Genomic DNA, 21,155 nt, shown 5'->3' with positions numbered 1-21,155 from the left:
AGAATTGCAGTTCGCAGGGAATCAGCCATTTCGGTAGCCTGAACCAACTCCTCGGTCGGACCCGTCAACGCATGATCGGACTTCCCATCCATGACGAAGAGCAAGGGACGCCCGAAAAAGGGCCGGCTCGCCGACATGACAAGTCAACCACCCGGCGAGAACTGCTATGAACCGCCGCCGGACGATGAGTGCGAGGAGTTTGCCGCTACCATCGACCTGGCGCCGAACGTACGTATGGGCACCCGCCTGGTCTACCTGCGCGGCACCAGCCAACTGGTCTATTTCGCCGTCTGGCAGGCGATCAAGTTGGACGGCAGGTGGGAACGGGTAGCCCGAGTGGACTGCCACCACGGCACAATTCACCGTCACGACTTCACCCGCTCCGGAAGGAACCAGGTCACCGTCCTCGCGGCGATACCGGTGGCCAGCGGATCGAGCGAGCTGCTCGACAGGTGGTGTACGCAGGTCGAGTCGATCATGCAGAATGAATGGGAAGCCAACGTACGGAGGTGGCGCGATGACAGAGAGTGAGGGCCGACCCGCGACGCTGGCCAGTGGTTTTGACTTCGCACGTCGCCAACGCGATCCCGAGTTCCGGAAGTATCTCCGCGATATCGGCTGGACCTCAGACCGCCACGTCGTCATCGTCAGCGACGACGAGCCCGTGGCGACCGTCGCCGCAAGGATCATCAACAACGACGCCTCCTCCCCGTGCCTGATCGCGATTCCCGACAGCGACGCGCGGTTCGGTTTTGGCTTCATGTTCATGGAGGTGACGCACGCGCCCACCCGGCGTGGCTGGCGCAGGCCGCGCGGGCGCTCGCAAGCAGCCTCGGCCGAAATCGTCGTCAAACCGGGGACCAGCATGGGCATGCTCTACTCGTCGGGCCGGCCGTGCGCCGAGTACGTCCCCAGTGCGTGGACGTATCCGGTGGTCTTCACCCACGTGAAGTCGCCAGGCTGACGATCGTGCGGTAGCCCGGCGGGGGAACGCGGCGGCCACCGGTTCGTTCTGCCGGTCGGCCGCGGCCGACCGCGGGCGCCGGCCCGGTGCCCGCACGGTCCCACCGCACCCGGACGAAGAGCCGCCTCACCGCACCCGGACGAAGGACTGCCGCAGGTCCGCCACCAGCAGGGCAGAAACCTGGTACGCGGCGAAGTACCCGGTCGCGCCTAGGATCGACGCATGTCGCAGGATCGTATCGACCCGACGCTCGGTCCGGTGATCGCGCGGACCGGCACCGAACGCGCCATACTCGAATCGTTTCTCGACTTCCATCGTGGAGTGGTGCTCCGCAAATTCAGCGGGCTTTCCCAGGACGACGCCACCCGCCGCCTGGTGCCGTCGATGACCACCCTCGCCGGCATCGTCAAACACCTCACGCTCGTGGAGCGGAACTGGTTCCCGCGTCTGCTCACCCCGACGCCGGATGACGTTTTCGTCACCTCCCAGGAGGACGCGACGGCCAGTTTCACCATCACCGATCAGGACACCGTCGAGCGGCTGGCGCAGGGGTACGTGGCGGCGTGCGCCCGGTCCCGAGAGGTGGCCGCGGGCTTCGACCTCGACCACGTGGTGCCGCAGCCGCAACTCGGCGAGGTCTCCCTCCGCTGGATCCTGGTGCACATGATCGAGGAGACGGCGCGGCACGCCGGCCACGCCGACATCCTTCGCGAACTCACCGACGGATCGACCGGGGCGGTCTGACCCGACCCCTCGCGCGGGTGGGCACGCCCGCGCGGCGTCCGGACACCCTCGGTGTTCCCACCATCATCGCTCGGTCGGTGGCCGAGCGGTCGCGTACCCACCGCCGGACGCCTCGCAGACCGCTCGCCATGCCCGCTGACCAGCGAAGACCCGGCACCCAAGAGAGCGGTGTCGGACGGCGCCATCGGGTCGGATCGATAAATTTCCACGAGTCTCTTGCAACTTTCGAAACGATCTGGCAACCTGATCGCAACACGATCTAGGTGATCCTCCCCACACCACCGCCGGTCAATCCATGAACGCATCTTGGCCCTAGAAATTGAAGCATAAGGATGTTAGCGCTAACACTCAACCTCAGGTCCGACGGTCCCCGCGGTGCGGGATAGCCGGCAGCGACCTGGGCGCGCCGCAGCCCGGCGCGTGGTGGCTACACCGGACCACCAGCCCGAGCGGCAAGCGACGGCACGGTCCGTGCAAGGCGAGCACAGCCCCGATACCCCCGGGACGCGCTCGGGCACCCGCCCCGCCGTGCGGGGCACCACAACGGAACATCCGCACCCGGCAGGACCAAGGAACACCCGCGCACGGCACGACCGGAAAAGCACCCGTGCACGGCACGACCACGGAAGAGGAGTACTGGAGTGATTGCGAGAAAGCTCAAAAGGCCCAGCCGAACTCGCTCGTTGGGTCTTGCCGTCGTCCTGACGCTGACCTCACTGGTGGCCGTGTCGGCCCAGGTTGCCCCCGCGGCCGCCGACAGCGCCAATTACCTGACGAACCCCGGCGCGGAAAGCGGCACATCGGGCTGGTCGGTATTCGGCGCCGGATCGTTGGCGACGAGCACGAGCGTGGTACACAGCGGGACGTCCTCGCTGTCGCGGACCGGCCGCACGGCCGCCTGGAACGGGCCGGCCCAGAGCGTCACGTCGGTGATGTCGAACAACGGCACCTACACGACCAGCGTGTGGATGCGGACGCAGAGCGGAAGCCCGACCGGCAAGGTCACCCTGCAGGTGACCGCCAACGGGACGACGAACTACGTCACCCTGGCGCAGGGTGCGGTGAACTCGTCCGGTTGGACGCAGCTGACCGGCACCACGAACGTGTCCTGGACCGGGACGCTGACCTCCGCGACGTTCTACGTCGAGACGACCGACGGCACCGACAGCTTCTACGTCGACGACGCCTCGTTCGTGCTGAACTCGTCCTCGTCGTGCACCCTGCCCTCGACGTACCGGTGGACCTCCACCGGCTCGCTGGCCAACCCGAAGTCCGGCTGGGTCTCCCTCAAGGACTTCACCGCCGTGCCCTACAACGGCCAGCACCTGGTCTACGCCACCACCCACGACACCGGATCCAGCTGGGGCTCGATGAACTTCAGCCTCTTCACCAACTGGTCGGACATGGCCTCGGCCAGCCAGAACGGCATGTCCTCCGGCACCGTCGCACCCACCCTGTTCTACTTCGCCCCCAAGAGCATCTGGATCCTGGCCTACCAGTGGGGCGCGACCGCGTTCGTCTACCGGACCTCCACCAACCCGACCAACGCCAACGGGTGGTCCGCGGCGCAGCCACTGTTCTCCGGAAGCATCTCCGGCTCCGGCACCGGCCCCATCGACCAGACCCTCATCGCCGACAGCACCAACATGTACCTCTTCTTCACCGGCGACAACGGCAAGGTCTACCGAGCCAGCATGCCCATCGGCAACTTCCCCGGCAGCTTCGGCTCCTCCTACACCCAGATCATGAGCGACACCACCAACAACCTCTTCGAAGCCGTCCAGGTCTACAAGGTCCAGGGCCAGAACCAGTACCTCATGATCGTCGAAGCCATCGGCGCCAACGGACGCTACTTCCGCTCCTTCACCTCCAGCAGCCTCTCCGGCTCCTGGACCCCCCAGGCCGCCACCGAAAGCAACCCCTTCGCCGGCAAAGCCAACAGCGGCGCCACCTGGACCAACGACATCAGCCACGGCGACCTCATCCGCGCCACCGCCGACCAGACCATGACCATCGACCCCTGCAACCTCCAACTGCTCTACCAGGGCCGCAGCCCCAGCTCCGGCGGAGACTACGGCCTCCTGCCCTACCGCCCGGGCCTGCTCACCCTGCAACGCTAGGTCCGTGTCGAAGCCCTCGGCTCGACCCGAGGGCTTCGACACTCCCCCTGGCGAGGTCGGGACGTGTGTGACGGGGCCGTGGCAGCTGCCACGGCCCCGTCACGCACGTCCCGACCTCGTCAACACAAGCTCCGATCAGCGCCGGCGGCCGGCCGCGGTGGCCAGACCCGCGTACCCGGTCCGGCGCGTACCCGGCCTCACCCGAAACGTGCGGGCCCTCGCCTAGCGGGGTCGGTCGGTGCGCAGCACCGCGCGGGCGTCCGGTCCGGTCCCGGGCGCGGAATCCGCCGTCCCCTCCCCATCGGCTGTCGCGGAACCCGCCGTCCCGCCGACCGGGGTGGATCCCGCCGGCCCGCCGGGCGGCCCGGCTCCGGCCGGTCGGGCGTCCAGCGCCGCCCGACGCCGGGCCGGCAGGCCGACCAGCAGGACCAGCGCCAGCACCACATACAGGTTGCGGAGCAGGAAGGACGCCGGATCGGCGGTACGGTCCAGGCCGATGCCCCAGTCGTGGAAGGACACCACCCCGTAGACGCTCCCGGCGTACACCAGCAGTGCGAACAGCAACCAGCCGCGGTGCCGCCGCCGGTCGGCGGAGCGTGCCCCGCCCGGCCCGACGCCCGGCGGCCCCGGCCCGGCGCCCGGTGGCCCCAGCCCGGCGTCGGCCAGCACCACGACGGCCGGGATGAACCAGTACACGTGGTGCGGCCAGGTGATCGGGCTGGCCAGCGAGCCGACCAGGCCGGTGAGGGTCAGCCCGGCCAGCTCGTCCCCCGCCCGCGCGGCGCGAACCGCCCGCCACAGGCCGAACGCCGCCACCACCAACACCAGGCCCAGCCACAGCGGCCGGCCCGGCTGGTCGGGCACGGTGAACCGGCTGAGCATCCCGAACAGCGACTGGTTGCCGGTGTAGTCCGGCCGCCGGCCCACCCGGTCGGTCGACCACAGCTCGTGGGTCCAGAACCGCCAGGAGTCGCCCGGGGCGACCGCCCCGACCAGCAGCGTCACCCCGGCCGCCGTCGCGCTGGCGGTGGCCGCCGCCCGCCAGCGCCGGCTGGCCAGCAGATAGACGATGAAGATGCCGGGATACAGCTTGATCGCCGCCGCGAGGCCGACCCCCACGCCGGACCAGCGCGACCCCCGGGGTACGGCGAGCAGCAGGTCGGCCAGGACCAGCACCACCAGCAGCATGTTGATCTGCCCGAAGGTGATCGTCTCCCGGGTGCTCTCCACGGCGAAGGCCAGCGGGATCGCCACCCCCAGGGCGAGCCACCGCGGCCAGCCGCGCCGCTCGGCGATCGGCGCCACCAGCCACCACGTGGTGACCAGCACCGCGAGCGCGGTGAGAATCGTGAAGATCACCACCGTGGCGCCGAGCGGGATGGCGGCGAACGGGCGCAGCAGCAGCGCCGTCAGCGGCGGATAGGTGAAGTAGAGCGCCCCCTGGAGGAAGTCCGGCTGGACGTAGTCGTACAGCGGGTGACCCCCTGACCACCAGTGCATCGCCTTGATGTAGATCTTGAGGTCGTAGAAGTTGTGCGGCGTACCGAGAAGGTAGAGCAGCGGAACCGCGACGGCGAGCGCCGCCACCGCGCAGGCGCCGCGCAGAACGGCGCGACCGGACCCGGCCGGTGGGCGGGGAGCTGACGCGACGGGTTCGGGTGGCACGGAGAAACCCTAGCGGTCGGTCCGGTCCACCGTGCCGAGGCGCGGAGGCGGCAGTGGCGCGTAGGCTGTGGCGGTGGCTGATCTTCTCGTCTGGGTCGACTGTGAGATGACCGGTCTCGACCTCGCCAAGGATCGGTTGATCGAGGTCGCGGCTCTGGTCACCGACCGGGATCTCCAGGTGCTCGGCGACGGCGTGGACGTCGTGATCCACGCCGACGAGCACGCGCTCGGCGCCATGCCGGAGATCGTACGGACCATGCACGACAAGTCCGGGCTCACCGAGGAGGCCCGGCAGTCCACGGTCACCCTTGAGGAGGCCGAGGAGATGGTGATGGAGTACGTCACGACGTACGTGAAGGAGCCGCGGACCGCGCCGCTGTGCGGGAACTCCATCGCCACCGACCGGGGCTTCCTGGCCCGGGACATGCACCGGCTCGACGCGCACCTGCACTACCGCATGATCGACGTCTCGTCGATCAAGGAGCTGTGCCGGCGCTGGTACCCCCGGGTTTACTTCGGTCAGCCGGCCAAGGGGCTGGCCCACCGGGCGCTGGCCGACATCCGGGAGAGCATCCGGGAGCTGGAGTACTACCGCCGGACGATCTTCGTGCCGCTGCCCGGCCCGGACGTGAACGCCGCCAGGGCCATCGCCGCCGACCTCTGAGAGCACGGGCGGGAACCCGCTCGACGAAACGGCCGGGAGTACGGCTATCATTCGTACGTCCGCTTCCGGCATCGCCTGCCGGAACGGTGGCATGGTGGCTGTAGCTCAGTTGGCAGAGCACCGGGTTGTGGTCCCGGGTGTCGTGGGTTCAAATCCCATCAGTCACCCCAGTAACGAAGTGAGGGCCGGCATCCGCCGGCCCTCACTTCGTTGGTACCCGCCCTGTCACTCACTCGGGGTGGCGCTCGTCCCGTCGGTGTCGTCGGCGTCGTCGGTGCCGCCCGTCTCGTCGGCCGGCACGTACGGGATGGCGCTGCCCTCGACGTACTCCTCCCAGCTGAGGTTCCAGTCGGTCCAGCCGTTGCCGTTCTTGAGCTGCCGTTCGGTGCCCTTGACCGTGATCGGGTCGCCGATCCGGGTCTGCTCGAACAGCCACTTGCCGTCGGCCTCGGAGACGTTCACGCAGCCGTGCGAGACGTTCACCGAGCCCTGCTTGCCCTCCGACCACGGCGCAGCGTGGATGAACTCGCCGCCGTACGTGATCCGCTGGGCGAAGTCGATGTCGGTCCGGTAGCCGTCCTCCGGACCCAGCTCGGTGGTCGTGTCGAAGACGGTGTGTTTGAACTTCTCCATCACCAGCATCGTCCCGCTGGAGGACGGGGTGCTCTTCTTGCCGAGGCTCACCAGGATGGTCTTGACCACGTTGCCGTCCTTGGTCACCGTCATCCGCTTGGTCGCGTTGTCCACGGACATGATGAACGACGGACCGACCTTGGCGTCGATCGTGAGGTCCGCCCGGCCGTACCAGTCGCCACCCATCGGCAGGCCACCGACCTGCACCTTGTACTGCAACCGGGTGCCGGCCTGCCAGAACTCCTTCGGCCGGTAGTGCACCTCGGTCGAGCTGATCCACCGCCAGGCGCCCTCCTGGGCCGGCGTGGTCTGCACCGTCATCCGGCGCTGCACGTCCGCCCGGACATCCTCCGGGATGGCCCGGCCGAACTTCACGATCAGCGGCATGCCGACACCGACCACCTGGTCGTCCCCGATGAAGCTGGTCACGCGTACCTGGTTGGCGGGCTTGGCCATGGTGGTGAAGGTGCTGGTCGCGGTCGCGGCCTTGCCGTCGTCGCCGGTCGCGGTCACCGTCGCGGTGTACTCGGCGCCGTACTCCAGCGCGGCGTCCGGCAGCCAGCTCTTCCCGTCGGCGCTCAACGCACCCTCGACGGCCTGCCCGGACGCGTCCTTGAGCTCGACCGCGGTCTCGGTGGCGTCCTTCGTGGTGAACACGATCTCGGTGGCGGCGGGGACATCCTTGGCGTCCGCCGCCGGCGTGGTGATCGTCGCGGACGCCTTCGGCGCCGGCGGTCCATCCTTCCACGCCGGGCTGTCCTTGCTCGAACAGGCCGCGGTCAGCGCCAGCAGGGCGGCCAGCGCCGCCACCGGCAGCCGGCGCGGCCGTGCCGTGCCGACCTCTCGGATTCGCTCCCCGGTCACTCGCATCGGTCCCCTCACAGTCCTGATCCCGCGTCCCATCGTGCCCCACAGACGCGACAGCCACCGCCCTGGATCCCGTGGGTGAGCGGGGCCACGGAATCAAAGCGACTTTCTTCGCTAATCGGTCGCTGAGAGGAGGCCGTCCGGTGATCGTCGGTCGCGGGCGGGTCACCTCCCGGCACGGTCGGCAGCTGCGCCGGAGACCGCCCTCCCGGCGGCCCGGCACCGCCTCCGGCCCGGGTCGACCGGCGGATGGATCTGGTTGGAACCCGGTCCAGATGCCGTGCTAGGGTTTCTCCCGTTGCCAACGAGCGCCGCTAGCTCAACTGGCAGAGCAGCGGACTCTTAATCCGCGGGTTCGGGGTTCGAGTCCCTGGCGGCGCACCAACGATCAAGGCCCTGACCAGGCATTTCTATGCCGATCAGGGCATTTTTCGTGTTTCCGGTGGTGGGCTGGTGCTTCGCTCGGTGCTCGGGAGCCGTTGGACCGGGTCGGCGTCGGTTGGACGTGGGGCGGTTGCAATGGACGGTTGCGGCCAGGCCGCCGGTTCCGGTTGCTGTCGTACGCGGTTGATGAACCGGTTGGCCTGCCGACGGCTGGTGAAAGTGATCAGCTGAACGTGTGGTCCGTGTTCCCGGAGCAGCCGGTGGATGCGGGGTCGCATGGTTCGCCGGTAGCCGAGGATGTAGCGGATGAAGGTCCAGGTGATGCGGTCGTAGACGCGCCTCGGCGTGGTATTGGCCGCCGCGGTAGCGCCACCGTCGTTGGGCGATGCCCCACAGGCAGGTCGCGGAGCCGGGCGAGGGTGGATTTGCCGCTGCCACCGCAGCCGATGATGGCGATCCGGTCCACGGCGTCCACGGTAGGGCCGGGCGAACTGTGGCGGAGGCAGCCGCGTGGCGCTCTGACCTGCGCCTTGCCGGAACATCCATCGTGGGGACCCATCGTGGGGGTTCCGGACGCTGGAGCACGCCCCCACCCTGTTGCTGACCGGCGCTCGACTCGGCCGCTCTTGACTTGATGTGACGGTGCGGATGCATTGTGCTGGCAGTAGTTGTTGTGGGATCGGGGGTGATCGTGGTCGTACGGGTGGATCCCGAGTGGTGGAGTTCGGGGGTCTGGAACGGCCGGCCGATCGGCGAGTTCCTGCGGCGGCGGGACATCACCGTGGTCTTCCGCTTTCTTCATGCTCGGGGTGTGTCCTATGGCGGGATCGCGGGTCTCGTCGGTCTCTCGCCGAATCGTGCCGCTGAGATCGCCAAGGGAGTCCGGCAGGTCACGGCGTACGAGGTGTTGGAGCGGATCGCGCTCGGTCTGGGCATTCCGCGTTCGGCGATGGGGCTCGGCCGCGTCGAGGACGCTGCTGTGGTTCCCGACGCGGGTCGCGTTGGCACCGAGGGTGACGCGAGCGTCGAGGCTGGCGCGGAGGCGGGCGGTCTGGTGCGGCTTCGGCTGGGGCTGGATGAGGCGCTGGCGTCGGCGAGCGTCGCGCCTCGGCAGCTTGAGTTGATCGAGGAGTCGGCTGGTGAGCACATGCGGGTTTACCCGTCGGCTTCTCCGCAGGCGATGTTGTCGTTGTTGGCGGCCGATTGCCGGGAGGTTCAGGCGTTGTCGCTGCGGCGGCAGCCGGCGGCGGTGCAAGCTCGGTTGTCCGGGGTAGCGGCGCTGCTGGCGACGATGTGCGCGGACGCGCTGATGCGGCTCGGGGAGGTGGCCGAGGCTCGGCGGTGGTATGGCACGGCGATTCACGCGGCGGACGACAGCGGGCAGGCCCGGTTGCGGGTGCTGGTGCGGGCTCAGACGGCGATGTTGCCGTACTACTTCGGAGATCCGGGCCAGACCGTCGCTCTGGCCGATACGGCTCTGGCCGTCACTTCGGCCGCGTCATCGCCGGGTGCGCTGGCGGCGGCGGGTCGGGCGCGGGCCTTGGCCCGGATCGGTGCCACCGAGCGCGCTCGTTCCGCTATCGACCAGGCGCGTCGGCTGTTCGACCAGGCTGGTGACGAGGACACCGACGTGGCGTTCCGCTTCCCGGCGAAGCGGCTGCTGTTCTACCTGTCCGGGGCGTACACCTGGCTTGGTGACACGGCTTCGGCGTACCGCATCCAGGACGAGGCGTTGCGGCTGTACGGCGCGGCGCCGGCCGTACCGATCGACGTGGCGCTGATCGCACTGGACCAGTCGCTGTGCCTGGCGCGGGACCGGCGGGCGGCCGAGGCTGCGGTGACCGCCCGCGAGGCGGTCGCGGCTCTTCCCGAGGCGCAGCAGACGGAGATCATCTTGACCAGGGCCACGGACGTGGCCGGGGCAATTCCAGCAGGCAACCCGCTCGGTGAGGTGGCCGCGTTGACCGACTACGTGCGGACGTGCCGGGAGCGTGTCCGTAGGCTTGGGGGCACAGCCGCACTCGGTCCCTAGGAGCCCCATGTTCGTCGAGGCGCGCACCCGGCCGGTGCTCGCCGAGGTATGCCGTCTCCTCGGCTACCCCGCCTCGGACGCGACCCTGTTGCGCCATCACACCAACGCCGTCTACACCGTCGGCGACGTGGTGGTCAAGGTCGCCCCCGCCGGGTACGACCCGGATCGGGCGCGCACGATGGTGGCCGTGGTCGACTGGCTGGTCGCCCGAGGGTTTCCCACGGTGTGCCTTCATCGGGGCCTGTCCCAGCCGTTGTGGGTTGAGGGTCATGCGGTCACGGTCTGGCAGCGGCTGGACCCGGCACACGACAACCCCATTAGGGTTGCCGAACTTGGCACGCTGCTGCGGGACCTGCACGCCCTGCCCGTTCCGCCGATGCCGCTTCGCGCGCTGCGGCCGATTCAGAGCATCGAGGGATCCGTCACCCGCTCGGAGATCCTGAACGGCAAGGAGCAGGACCTGCTGTTGCGCCGGCTCGACACGCTGGCCGCCGGTTGGGAGGCGATGCGGTTTCCGCGCGGTAGGAGCCTGATCCAGTCAGATCCGCAGGTCCGCAACGCGCTCCGACGCTTCGACGGCACACCGGTGCTGGCCGACTGGGACGGCGCCGCCCTCGGCCCGCGGGAGTGGGACATCGCCACGGTCGCGGTCCACTGCCGCCGGTTCGACCCGCCCGGCCCGGACTCCTTCGCCGACTTCACCGCCGCCTACGGCTGGGACGCCGCATCGTGGCCGCAGTTCGAGCGGCTGTGCCAGCTTCGCGAACTGCAAATGATCGCGACCAACGCCCGCAAATCCCGGCCCGGAACCAAGGCCGCCGATGAGGTGCATCATCGGATCGCAGGCCTCGTCGGGGACGGCGCGAGCCCACGCCGGTGGCGAATCCTGTAAATCCGCCCTGGTAAGCGCCCTTCGTGTTGGCCCAGGCTGGTCACGGTGAGACCCACCGTGGCCCACCATGCTGCGTCTATTTCCGGCCGCTCCCGCCCGCGATCGTGGATATCAGCAACACGTCGGCGGAACGGATCCGGCCCCCTTTTGGCCCCCGCGGTCCTCCGACGGGCCAGCGGCAACCGCCCACAGGGAGATCGAGATGGACGTGCCCCACGGCGACAGGTCAGAACGCGACCCGACGCACCGGCAGGCGCTGTCGCCGGGCACTCCGTCGATCGTACGGGTGGCTCCCCGTTCGCGTACCGCCATCGGGGCTGCGTGGACGGGTGACCGGCGGTCCGCTCCCAGCCGCTGGTCAATGGTGGTGGGCTTGCCGTCGCGCGGGCAAGCCCACCACTCGCAGGTGACGGGTCCTACCGGAGGCCGGCCATGACGGTGTACGTCTCGCGCAACGCGGTAAGCGGTGCGGCATGGCAGGATCGGCCGGCGAAAGATCGGCCGCGGGAACCGCCCGGCTCGGCCGATCCGCCTTTGCTGACACACGCCTGGCGGATCGTGTTCGCACAGCGGGCGCGGCAGCTCGACCGGCGATGACCAGCGACGGCACGTTCTCCGCCGGGACGGCGCGGCTCGCGTCGCCGGAGCACCTGCCGATGCGTCCGCTGTGGTTGTGCCGGGTCTGTGGGCAGCCCTGGCCGTGTGGACGGGCTCGGCTCGTCCTGGTGACCGAGTACCGCGACGACCCGATGAGCCTCTTCCTCTACCTGGCCGGTCTGCTTCATGAGGCCATCGACGATCTGTATCAACTCAATCCGAGCAGCACCGGCGCCGTGCGGGAGCTGTTCGACCGGTTCCTCGGCTGGCCTGCCCGGCGTCACGGCGTGACCGGCCCCACGACTCAGGGGTGACCGGCCGCCCGCCGTCCCAGCTCGCCTTCTTCTGCCGCTGTCTGCGGTCGGCGGTCGCACGCCCCTGCCCAAAACCTTGTTCGTCCCGGAGGTGTTCCATGCGTGACCTGGTGCCGTCCGTCCATGACCGGTTGTTGTACGCGTGCGCGCACGCCACCGGTTCCATCCGGTCCCACCGGCAGCTGCTGGCGTCGGTCCCGCTGGAGGACCCGAATGCCCTGCGCGCCGCGCTTAGCTCGGCGGTCGGGGAGGAGCGGACGGTGGTGGTGACCGGGCCGTTGGATCGGCGGTTGGTCCTCATCCAGCGATCGTCAGGGTCGTGGACGGCGGCTGACCTGTCTGGCCGGCCGCACTCCAACCGGGTCTGGCCGGCCTGGACCGATGATCACCTGAGAGTGGCCGATCCGGAAAGTCGGCTGTCCACCGCCCAGATCACCGCCGAAGGTCAGCGACGGCTGTTGCGGCCCAGGCTGCTGCTGGCGTCGCTGTATCACCCGGAACACTTCCCACTGCCCCGGTTTCCGCTGGCGATCTCCGATCTGGCCCGGGCGGCCCGGTCGACCCTGCTCGGCCGGGTCGAGCTGATGGACATGCAGCTCGGGTTCGGGCTGGACGACATCATCGACCGGGTCCGCGACCGGGTGGAGGTGCTGGGCGTGTCGGTGACGTTCGGCCAGCATGACCTGGCCGTCCAACTGTTGGACGCCGTCACGGCTCTGGACCGGCCGCCGCTGGTGATCGCCGGTGGCTCGTTGACCGTCCGTAACGAGCGGATCCTGCTCGACCGCTACCCGAACCTGCTCATCTGCCGGGGAGCAGGAGAACCCACGATCGCCGACGTGCTGGCCCACTGGCATGGTGACCTGGACGTCGGGCAGATCCGTGGTGTCGGGTTCCGGCACACCAGCCAGGTGCGCACCGTGCTGCCGATCGGCCTTCCCGGCCGGACCGCGATCGTGGCGAACCGCTCGCAGACCGACATGTGGCCGGAACTGGATCTGCTCGACCGCACCTTCGCCCACCGCGGGGTGGCCCAACTCGAGTCGTCGAGGGGCTGTACCAACTACTGCTCGTTCTGCCCCCGGGGCCACAAGGGGCAATGGGCGGGGGCGCGTCCCGACGCGTTGCCCTGGCTCCTGCGTCAGATCGGCGCGGTGTTCGACCGGCACCCGAACCTGAACCGGACGATCTATCTGGTCGACGAGGAGTTCATCGGACGTGGCGACGACGCGGCCAGTCCAATTCTTTCGACACGCCCGCCGCGTCTATGATAATCACCCGCGCTCGTGCGGATCACCCACAGGAAGTGGTAATGGCGGTAGTCGATTGCTCGACCCAACCTTACATAGACCGCCCAGGGCTGCAATGTGATAGACATCGCTTCTCTTTCCCGACCTGGCTATTCGCCGTGACTGACCTGTCGCCGAGCGTGAACCCGTGCTAGCTTCGTCGCTGACGTCGGAACGATCGCTCTACGGGGGAGAGTTTTATTGAGCAACATCCGAGTCACCGTTATTTCGCCAAGTCCTCCCGCGGGATTCGGAAGTCGGAAATGACCATCCCGCGCCCTACGGCAGACGACGTGGCCCCCGCACAGACGTACTGGCAGGTTCTGACCACCAGAAACGTTGCGAAACTCCTGTTGGCGGCGTCGCTGTCGCGACTAGCGAGCAGCATGCTGCTATTCGTCATCGTGCTGTATGCGATCGCCCATTTCCACTCGCCGTCGATCGCCGGGCTCAGTGGCTTCTTCCTGACGCTTCCCGGCTTCCTGATCAGCCCGGTGGCAGGTGCGGCCCTCGACCGGCTCGGCGTCGTCCGCGCGGTCATCCTGGACACGCTCTCCAGCGCGGTCCTCATCGGCCTGGTAGCCGTGTTCTCGGTGATCGGCGCGCTGCGGCCGCCAATCCTGTTGGCGCTGCTCACGCTGTACTCGCTGACGAGCCCACTGACCTCGGGTGGCGTGCGGACGTTGTTTCCGCGCTTCGTGCCGGAGGCGGCCTACGACAAGGCCAACGCACTCGACCTGAGCACGTTCTCGGTGATCGACGTCGCCGGGCCGCTGGTCGCCGGCGGGCTGTTCGCCTGGATCGGCCCCGACCCCACGCTCGTGTGCGTCGCGGGCATGTTCGCCGTCGCCGCGTTCAGCGTGTCGTTGCTGCGCGGCGGCACGACCGGGCAGCAGGATCCCGCAGAGCCGCGCCGGCATCTGATCCGGGCCGCCTGGGAAGGCATCGTTCACCTGGTTCGAAACCCGACGCTCCGCGGGCTCGCGGTGTCGTACTCGCTGTTTCAGGCCGCGTCGGGCATGTTGATCGTCATCGTGCCGGTCGCAGTGGCACACCGGATCGGCGGCGGTGCCGGGGTGGATCGCAGCGTCGGTCTGTTGTGGGCCTTCGCCGGGCTGGCCGGGGCGGTGGGCGCGCTGATCGCGGGCAAGCTGCTCGTTGCGGGCCGGGAACGCGCCTTCATGGCCGCCGCCACGGTGGTGGTCGCCGTCGCGATCTTCCCACTGAGCGCCGTCGGCTCTGTGATCGCTTTGGGCGCCGGGCTCGCCGTGGTGGGCCTGTCCGAGGGCGTCATCAACGTCAGCCTGCTGTCACTGCGCCAGCGTCGCACCCCGCCGGTCTGGCTCGGACGCATCATGACCGTCTCGATCAGCGTGAACCTCATGGGCTTCCCGGTCGGCACCCTGCTCGGGGTGTCGTGGTCAGCCATTCGGTCACCGCGGCACTGGCCGTCGCCGCCGCGTTCGCTGTCGCGTCCGCCTGCGCCGCCCGCCTGCTCGTCCCGAGGGAGGCGTGACGGCACTCGCGCTCAGCGACACCCGTCACGGCCAGGGCCCGATCCTGCTCTGCCTCCCCGGTGGCCCCGGTATGCAGCCGGACATCTCGACCCGCTCGCGGAGTTGGCCGGCCCACGGCGGCAGGTCGTGCTCCTGCACCCGGGGGCACCGGCGCCAGCCTCGCCCCGAGGACGCGCAGGCATACTCCATTCAGGAGTACGCTGATGACACCGTCACGTGGATCGAGCGCCACGCCGGTGGGCCCGTCGACGTGCTCGGCCATTCGCACGGCGGCATAGTCGCGGCGCGCGTCGCCGCGGAGCATCCCGGGCTCGTCCGCCGCCTGGTCCTGCTCGGCGTGCCGGCGTACGGAGGAGAGCGGGCAGTGTCCGAGGCGGCGCGGCTGCACCGCGCCCGCCTGGGCGAGCCGGCCTGCGCGGCCGCCATGGCGGCGCTCGAGTCCCAGGGCGACGAGTATTCCTCCGAGGCTGACCTCGGCCGGTTGATCGCCGCCGTCATCCCGCTGTGGGTCGGCCCGATGAACGAGCGCATCCGCTCCTGGCAGGCCAAGGTCGCCGCCCAGCCGGCGAACGTGGACGCCTTGCGCTACTTCAATGAGCTTGTATTCCCCAACCTCGAATGCGACCCGACGCGTCGGCCGATGGCGGTGTGCTTGCCGGGATTCCGGCAAGCCCACCGCGTACTGCCGCCAGCGCCGGCCAGGGGCCGGCCATGACGCCGCCGGAGCATCTGCCGCTGCGTACGCTCCGGCCGTGCCGGACCTGTTCGACCGCTTCCTGCGGCCCGAGACCGCAGCCACCCTCCCGCTGGGGAACGGCGGATGTCGGAGGAGAATTGTCTGCGCCTATCGCGCTGCCAACCCCGACGTCAGCCGGTGGTGGGAACCGGTCACAGCGTGACGACGGCGTCCTCGGCGAGGGTGAAGAGCCCGGCGTCGAAGGTGATGGATTTGAGTTTCGTGCCCTTCGGCACGTCGAAGTGCACCTTGGCGCGTACCGAGTTGCCCGGGTTGATCTGATCGAGAAAGCCTTGGGCATCCTCGTTGCCATACATGCCGGCGCGCCCGTCGGGACTGTACTCACGCCCCGCGCCGTCCTGCGCGGTCAGCGTGCTGCCGGCATTGAACAGATGAGCGCTTCGGGTGACGTTCTTGGCGGTCACGATGATCTGGCAGTAGCTGCCCTGCGCCCTGACATTCAGGAACTCGTCGCCGACCTTGGACAACCCGCATTTCACGCTGTTGACTGTGAACTCGAAGTCCCCGCCGCGCACCTTGTCGCCGATGCCGAAGGTCCCGGGCTTGTCCGGGGTGGGGCAGCGGACTTCGGCGCTTCCGTTTTGGCCGGCGTCGGAGCAGACGCGGTGGGAGTCGAGGAATTCGGAGACGCCGCTGCAGAAGCTGATGCGCTGCGCGCGGCGGCGGGAACGCCGCTGCCGAGGGATCCGGCCTCCTTCTGGTCACCGCTGGCCAGGCCCACCGCGATGGTTCCGCCACAGCACAGAACCACAAGTGCGGTCGCACCAATGAGCGTGGGGATCAACCATGCCGGTCGCTTCCGAGTGGTCGCTCCCTGGGGCGAGGCGACCGTTTGCCAACCGGCGTGGGCCGGCGTCTGTGGGTTATCAGGAGTTTGGGAAAACTGGACGGTGGGGGCGTCTGCTGGGCCGCAGGGGGCCGGTTCTCGGTCGGGTCGTTGGACATGGTCATGGTGTGGCCGCCTCTGGTTCCGTAAGGCGTCACCCGCGCTGAAAGACGCTGCTGACGGTGTCACACGGCTGCGGCGAACATGTTCCACCGGCTGTCTTCGGATAGGCGCCGTTAGAGCGTGTCTCAGGTGGTGAGTTTGAGGTAGCGCTTGTGGCAGGTCAGGGCGGCGGCGAGGGTGACGAATGCGCAGTACAGGCCGGGGTCGCGTTCGTAGCGGATGGTCAGCCGGCGGTAGCGGTGAACCAGGCGAAGGTCCGTTCGATGACCCACCGGTGCCGGCCGAGGCGGTTGGCCGATTCGATGCCGCGTCGGGCGATGCGGGGGCGGATGCCGCGCTGGCGGAGCATGCGGCGCAGGTGGGGGTAGTCGTAGCCTTTGTCGGCGTGCAGCTTGTCCGGGCGTCGGCGCCGGGGGCCACGGCGAGAACGGATGGCGGGGATGGCCTGGACGAGCGATTCCAGGCAGCGGCTGTCGTGGGTGTTCGCCGCGGACACGCCCACGGACAGCGGCAGCCCGCCGCGCTCGGACAGGGCGTGGATCTTGCTGCCGGGCTTGCCCCGGTCGACCGGACTCGGACCGGTCAGAGCGCCCCCTTTTCGCCCGCACGCAGGCGGCGTCGGCGGTGGCCCGGGACCAGTCGATCAACCCCTGCGCGCCGAGCTGGTCCAACGCGGCGACGTGCAACCGCCGCCACAGACCGGCGGCTGTCCACGCCTGGAACCGGCGATGCGCCGTAGCTCGGGACACCCCGAACCCCGGCGGCAGATGCCGCCAGGCGCAACCGGTGGTCAGGACGTACACGATCGCGGCGAACACCGCCCGCGCATCGATCGGCGGCGTCCCTCCGCCCTGACGACGCCGAGGCGGCGGCGGGATCAACGGAGCCGCCAGGTTCCATAACTCCTCAGGCATCCACTGCTCGATCAACCGCTCGTCCACAGTAGAAACGATCTACCACGAAGATCAGCCGACCGCCACCTGAGACACCCTCTTAGCGGGAATGATTTCATCGCATATCCGGCGCGGCGCGACCCTGGGTCGCCGTCGGGTCACCGCTCGACGGAAAGGCACACCGGTGGGGCATTTCTGTTGTCGGGTTTGTGACCTCGGCCCTTCATTCCGACGTCTGGATGGAAGTTGCCGTGACCGGCGGCCCGGCAGCATTCCGGCTCTTCGAAGTTAAGCGGGGTTGAGGTGTCTGCGGTGGCGGCGGGTGGTGGCGGCGCGGGTGCGTAGCCGCTGGTTTTCGGGGTTACGGAATCCGTAGGCGTCGCGGGCGACGGTCTTGATGACCCGGTTGGTTCCTTCGGAGCCGGCGTTGGTGATGCCGGTGTGCAGGAACGCGAGGATTTCCGGCCACCAGGTCTCGATCGTGGTGGCGAGCCGGTGGAGTTCGGGCAGGTCAGAGTCGGCGCAGCGGGTGTAGAAGCGGTGCAGCAGCCGGGCGGTGGTTTCCCGGTTCGGGTGGGTGCGGGCGAGCGCGAGTAGGTCGAGCAGGTCTTCCTTGGCGTTCCAGGCCGTCAGGACCGGTGCGCCGATCTTCGCCGGCAGGTTGCTGAGGGTGTCGGTCAGCCGGTCGACGTGCTCGGCGCGCATGCGGGCTGCTGACCTGGTCAGCCGGTTGCGTTGCTGCCACTCCGGGTCGGTGGCCCGGCCGCGCCGGCCGCGGTGTGTGACTGTCATGCGGCGGCGGACCTCGGTGACGGCCCGGTTGGCCAGCTGGACGACGTGGAAGTGGTCCACGACCAGCGTCGCGTGCGGCAGCGCCTCGCGGACGGCGGCCTTGAACACGGTACACATGTCGATCGCGACGGCCTGGACGTGTTGACGCCAGGCGGCGGGGCGTTGGGTGAGCCAGTCGGTCACCGCCTTGCTGGTCCGGCCTTCGACCTGGGCGAGTAGACCCTGCCCGCCGACGAGATCGCAGAAGCCGACGTGCCAGCGGTCGACGATGGTGGTCCACGACGCGGTGACCTCGTCGAAGATCCAGCGAGGTTTGCCTCGGCGGACCTCGTCGATGCCCAGCACGCTCACCGGTTCGGGCTCGGCCGGCAGCACCGCTGCGGTGTGCGCGGTGAACGCGGCCGCGACGACTGGCCAGGACATGCCCAGATCACGGGCGGCCTGCACGATCGTTCGGTTGCCGTCGGCGACCGCCGCGCCGGCCGCCTGCCGCAACCGGACGGTGATCCGTGCCCGTGCCGGGATCTGTGGCACGTGTTCGGTGAACGACGTGCGCGGGCATCCGGGCTGATCGCAGTACCAGCGGCGTTTACGCCACCGCAACCGCGTGGTGCGTCCGGCCACCGGCAGATCCCGGGGCCAGGTGAACACCCAGCCCTTGACCCGGGCGGCCCGGACACCGCACTGAGGGCAGCATTGTGCCTGCTCGCTACCGGTGGACAGGTGGACGATGGGGGAACCATCCGGGTGCAGCTCGACCCGATCCACCACCAGGCCGTCCAGGCCCAGCAGCCGGGTCGTATCGTTGACCATGCTCGCAGCTCTTTACTTGTGATCATCCGAACTCGACACTCAGATGATCACCCAAGGGCTGCGAGCCCTCATCTCCGGGCCGGATCGATCAGCGCACCCCGCTCAACTTCGAAGAGCCAGCATTCCTCATGGTCACTACCTCTAGCGGATCGGGACGGTGGCGGTGACGGTGGCCTGGTCGATGTCCGTGGTGCGCAGGGTGAACCGGAACTGCCAGGGGCCGGGCGTGGGCAGGCTGATCTCCCCGGTGGCGTGGTTGTCGCCGATCGCCAGCAGCGGGATGGTGATCGGCTCGACGCCCTGGTCGGGCCGGCCGGCGGTGGCCTTCCATTCCAGTACCCGCTGCGGGGTGTTGTCCTTGGTGTACGCGTACAGGTGCAGGCTGTTGTTGCCGGCCCGGGCCGGGTCCACCTCGACCTGGAGGGTGTAGAGCGAGCTGGTGAGGCTGGTGGAGAAGTATTCCGCGCCGCCCGCGCCGCCCGTCTCGGCCGTGCTGCGGCCCGGGGTCTGCTGCACCAGGGTGGCCGAGAGCGCCAGCACCACGGCGACCACGGCGATCTCCGCGAGTACCAGCCGGCGCAGTCCGGCCGGCCGGTCGGTGTCCTGGGCCGGGCCGTGCGGACCGTCGGCACCGTCATCGGTTCCGGCAACGGCGCCGCTTCCGGCGACGGCATCGGCATCGGTTCCGGTGATCGCGTCGATGCCGACACCGGCGTAGCGCTGGACGTGCCGGCGGGACAGCGCGGCCACGCCGATCACCAGGCCGAAGAGGCCGATCTTGGCCAGCAGCAGCAGGCCGTACGTGGTGTCCACAAGCGCGGCGAGGGTGCCCACCTCGATCAGCGCCTGCACGGTGCCGGCCACCAGCAGCGCGGTGACCGCGGCGGCGGCCCAGCGCGACCAGATCGGCAGGATCGCCACGAGTTCCCGCCCGTTGGCCCGCGGCAGCAGGAAGGCGGCGAGCATCACCAACCCGCCGAGCCAGACCGCCATGCTCCCGACGTGCACCATGTCGACCAGGACGGAGATCACCGGCACCGGCGAGGCCGCCGGGTGTCCGGCCAGCGCCCAGGTGCCCAGGCCGGCGCCGCCGAGTAGCAGCAGCAGGATCGCGTCGGTGCGACCGGCGCTGCCGGTCAGGGCCGGCCGGAGCAGGATCGCGGTGGCCGCCAGCAGTCCCAGCCGGACCAGGTGGGCCGCACCGAACGTGCTGCCGAGCACGTCCGCCAGTTCGGACCCGCCGACCGCGAAGACGCCGCCGCCGTTGGCGTAGGGCATCTGCAACCACACGGCGGCCACTGTCGCGAGCGCCACCAGGGCGGCGCCGGTGTGGGCGAGCCGGATCGGTCCGCGCCGGGACAGCCGGCGGGGCCACAGCAGGCTCAGCACCATGACCGGCCCGACCAGCAGTGCCAGCCCCGCGTACCCGACGTACTTCGCGGTGCTGACCGCGGCCGTCACGGCCGGATCGACCCGGTTGCCGCCCTGGGTGTCGGTGGGCGGCGCGGAGGGCTCACCCACCGAGTAGGTGTAGCCGCCGGCCACCGGGTGACTGTCCGCGGAGATGATCCGGTACGTCACGAGGTACGTTCCCCGGGGCGCCGCCGGGTCGACCTTGATCGTCAACTGTGCGCCGGAGACCTCGGGTTGGCCCCGGTCGGCCCGGCTGCCGTCCGGGCCGATGACCCGGATCCGGTCCGGCACCGCCCGGATGCTCTCGCTGAACGTGAGCACCACCTCGGTCGGGGCGGATGCCACGACCGCGCCGTTGGGCGGGCTGCTGGCGAGCAGGACGGCGTGCGCGCTGGCCGGCGTCGCCGGCCCGAACAGCGCGGCGAGCGCCACCAGCAGCAGGCCGATGGCCGCGGCGGCCCGCGCGGCCCGGGGGTGCTTCGCAGGGGTCATAGCGGACATGTTCGCCGATCGGCCCGCCCGGCCGTGCGCCGCGGGTACGACGGAGCGCCGGGGGAATGCCGCTTAACACCGCAAATCATCCGGATCCATCGAGGAAAATTCTCAATCTTCGATGATCCGACACCCCGCATGGTCGGTAGTCGCGATCCGGTCCGGAAAAGTTCCGTGCCGGTGACTCGAACGCGCCGGCTGACGCGGGCCCGTCGGCGAGCCGGCCCGGTCGGTGAGTCGACCCCGTCGGTGAGTCGACCCCGTCGGTGACTTCGGACGCGCCGGTGACCTCGAACCGGACAGCAGGTGCCGAAGGGCGCAGCCGTGGGCGGCCGGCGCGCGTACCCTCGATTGTCGTGATCCC

At 69.4% G+C, this 21,155-nt stretch carries 15 protein-coding genes, 2 tRNA genes and 3 pseudogenes; 14 read left to right on the top strand and 6 right to left on the bottom strand.

Annotated features, from left to right (window positions below; translation table 11 throughout):
• Positions 1–90 precede the first annotated feature (90 nt).
• The 4 genes from CIK06_RS06350 to CIK06_RS06335 all read left to right on the top strand — a co-directional run bounded on the left by CIK06_RS06350 (position 91) and on the right by CIK06_RS06335 (position 3,828).
• Positions 91–531 carry a hypothetical protein gene (locus CIK06_RS06350; RefSeq protein WP_157756632.1) on the top strand — a complete coding sequence of 147 codons (441 nt, stop codon included), beginning with the start codon at positions 91–93 and terminating at the stop codon, positions 529–531.
• Positions 518–964, top strand: coding sequence for a hypothetical protein (locus tag CIK06_RS06345; RefSeq protein ID WP_095564034.1), 447 nt, complete (start codon positions 518–520; stop codon positions 962–964). The genes CIK06_RS06350 and CIK06_RS06345 overlap by 14 nt, the downstream gene beginning before the upstream one ends.
• Positions 965–1,186: 222 nt before the next feature.
• On the top strand, positions 1,187–1,708 hold the full coding sequence (locus tag CIK06_RS06340) for a DinB family protein (protein WP_095564033.1): 522 nt from the start codon (positions 1,187–1,189) through the stop codon (positions 1,706–1,708).
• Positions 1,709–2,427: 719 nt separating this feature from the next.
• Positions 2,428–3,828, top strand: coding sequence for a non-reducing end alpha-L-arabinofuranosidase family hydrolase (locus tag CIK06_RS06335; RefSeq protein ID WP_369916181.1), 1,401 nt, complete (start codon positions 2,428–2,430; stop codon positions 3,826–3,828).
• A 396-nt stretch (positions 3,829–4,224) separates the two neighbouring features.
• Here the strand turns inward: CIK06_RS06335 and CIK06_RS06330 are convergent.
• Positions 4,225–5,493, bottom strand: a pseudogene (locus tag CIK06_RS06330) (glycosyltransferase family 87 protein); the annotation flags it as partial.
• A 67-nt stretch (positions 5,494–5,560) separates the two neighbouring features.
• Between CIK06_RS06330 and orn the strand changes: the two are divergent.
• On the top strand, positions 5,561–6,157 hold the full coding sequence (orn, locus tag CIK06_RS06325; RefSeq protein WP_095564032.1) for an oligoribonuclease: 597 nt from the start codon (positions 5,561–5,563) through the stop codon (positions 6,155–6,157).
• 94 nt (positions 6,158–6,251) lie between these two features.
• A tRNA-His gene (locus CIK06_RS06320) sits at positions 6,252–6,327 on the top strand.
• Positions 6,328–6,382: 55 nt separating this feature from the next.
• On the opposite strand, the gene CIK06_RS06315 is transcribed toward CIK06_RS06320, so the two are convergent.
• Positions 6,383–7,660 carry an Ig-like domain-containing protein gene (locus CIK06_RS06315; protein ID WP_095564031.1) on the bottom strand — a complete coding sequence of 426 codons (1,278 nt, stop codon included), beginning with the start codon at positions 7,658–7,660 and terminating at the stop codon, positions 6,383–6,385.
• 305 nt (positions 7,661–7,965) lie between these two features.
• Between CIK06_RS06315 and CIK06_RS06310 the strand changes: the two genes are divergently transcribed.
• From CIK06_RS06310 to CIK06_RS06275, 8 genes and pseudogenes are all read left to right on the top strand, one after another.
• Positions 7,966–8,041 (top strand) — tRNA-Lys (locus CIK06_RS06310).
• Positions 8,042–8,726: 685 nt separating this feature from the next.
• The gene (locus CIK06_RS06300; RefSeq protein WP_095567612.1) at positions 8,727–10,073 is read left to right on the top strand and encodes a hypothetical protein; all 1,347 of its coding nucleotides are present in this window, start codon (positions 8,727–8,729) and stop codon (positions 10,071–10,073) included.
• A gap of 7 nt (positions 10,074–10,080) precedes the next feature.
• Entirely contained in the window at positions 10,081–10,965 is an 885-nt protein-coding gene (locus CIK06_RS06295) for a phosphotransferase (RefSeq protein WP_095564030.1), read from the top strand.
• Positions 10,966–11,397: 432 nt separating this feature from the next.
• Complete coding sequence (gene amcA / locus CIK06_RS29835; RefSeq protein WP_198348123.1) at positions 11,398–11,562, top strand: multiple cyclophane-containing RiPP AmcA; 165 nt, start codon at positions 11,398–11,400, stop codon at positions 11,560–11,562.
• Positions 11,559–11,876: a hypothetical protein gene (locus CIK06_RS06290; protein ID WP_095564029.1), complete on the top strand. Its 318-nt coding sequence runs from the start codon at positions 11,559–11,561 to the stop codon at positions 11,874–11,876. Before amcA ends, CIK06_RS06290 begins: the two co-directional genes overlap by 4 nt.
• 98 nt (positions 11,877–11,974) lie before the next feature.
• On the top strand, positions 11,975–13,147 hold the full coding sequence (locus tag CIK06_RS06285; RefSeq protein WP_095564028.1) for a hypothetical protein: 1,173 nt from the start codon (positions 11,975–11,977) through the stop codon (positions 13,145–13,147).
• Positions 13,148–13,428: 281 nt separating this feature from the next.
• Positions 13,429–14,505, top strand: a pseudogene (locus CIK06_RS06280) (MFS transporter); the annotation flags it as partial.
• Between the two features lie 247 nt (positions 14,506–14,752).
• Positions 14,753–15,397 carry an alpha/beta fold hydrolase gene (locus tag CIK06_RS06275; protein ID WP_095564026.1) on the top strand — a complete coding sequence of 215 codons (645 nt, stop codon included), beginning with the start codon at positions 14,753–14,755 and terminating at the stop codon, positions 15,395–15,397.
• Positions 15,398–15,570: 173 nt separating this feature from the next.
• On the opposite strand, the gene CIK06_RS30645 is transcribed toward CIK06_RS06275, so the two are convergent.
• From CIK06_RS30645 to CIK06_RS06255, 4 genes and pseudogenes are all read right to left on the bottom strand, one after another.
• Positions 15,571–15,954: a DUF4352 domain-containing protein gene (locus CIK06_RS30645; protein ID WP_232534047.1), complete on the bottom strand. Its 384-nt coding sequence runs from the start codon at positions 15,952–15,954 to the stop codon at positions 15,571–15,573.
• A 559-nt stretch (positions 15,955–16,513) separates the two neighbouring features.
• A pseudogene (locus CIK06_RS06265) lies at positions 16,514–17,302 on the bottom strand (IS5 family transposase).
• 267 nt (positions 17,303–17,569) lie between these two features.
• The gene (locus CIK06_RS06260) at positions 17,570–18,886 is read right to left on the bottom strand and encodes an ISL3 family transposase (RefSeq protein WP_095564025.1); all 1,317 of its coding nucleotides are present in this window, start codon (positions 18,884–18,886) and stop codon (positions 17,570–17,572) included.
• 141 nt (positions 18,887–19,027) lie between these two features.
• Positions 19,028–20,800 carry a copper resistance CopC/CopD family protein gene (locus tag CIK06_RS06255; RefSeq protein ID WP_198348122.1) on the bottom strand — a complete coding sequence of 591 codons (1,773 nt, stop codon included), beginning with the start codon at positions 20,798–20,800 and terminating at the stop codon, positions 19,028–19,030.
• Between the last annotated feature and the right edge of the window lie 355 nt (positions 20,801–21,155).

Origin of the sequence: Plantactinospora sp. KBS50 (assembly GCF_002285795.1) — a bacterium.
In the GTDB taxonomy this organism is placed as follows: Bacteria; Actinomycetota; Actinomycetes; order Mycobacteriales; family Micromonosporaceae; genus KBS50.
Note: the sequence above shows the minus strand (reverse complement) of the source record. Positions and strands in the feature narration are given on the sequence as shown.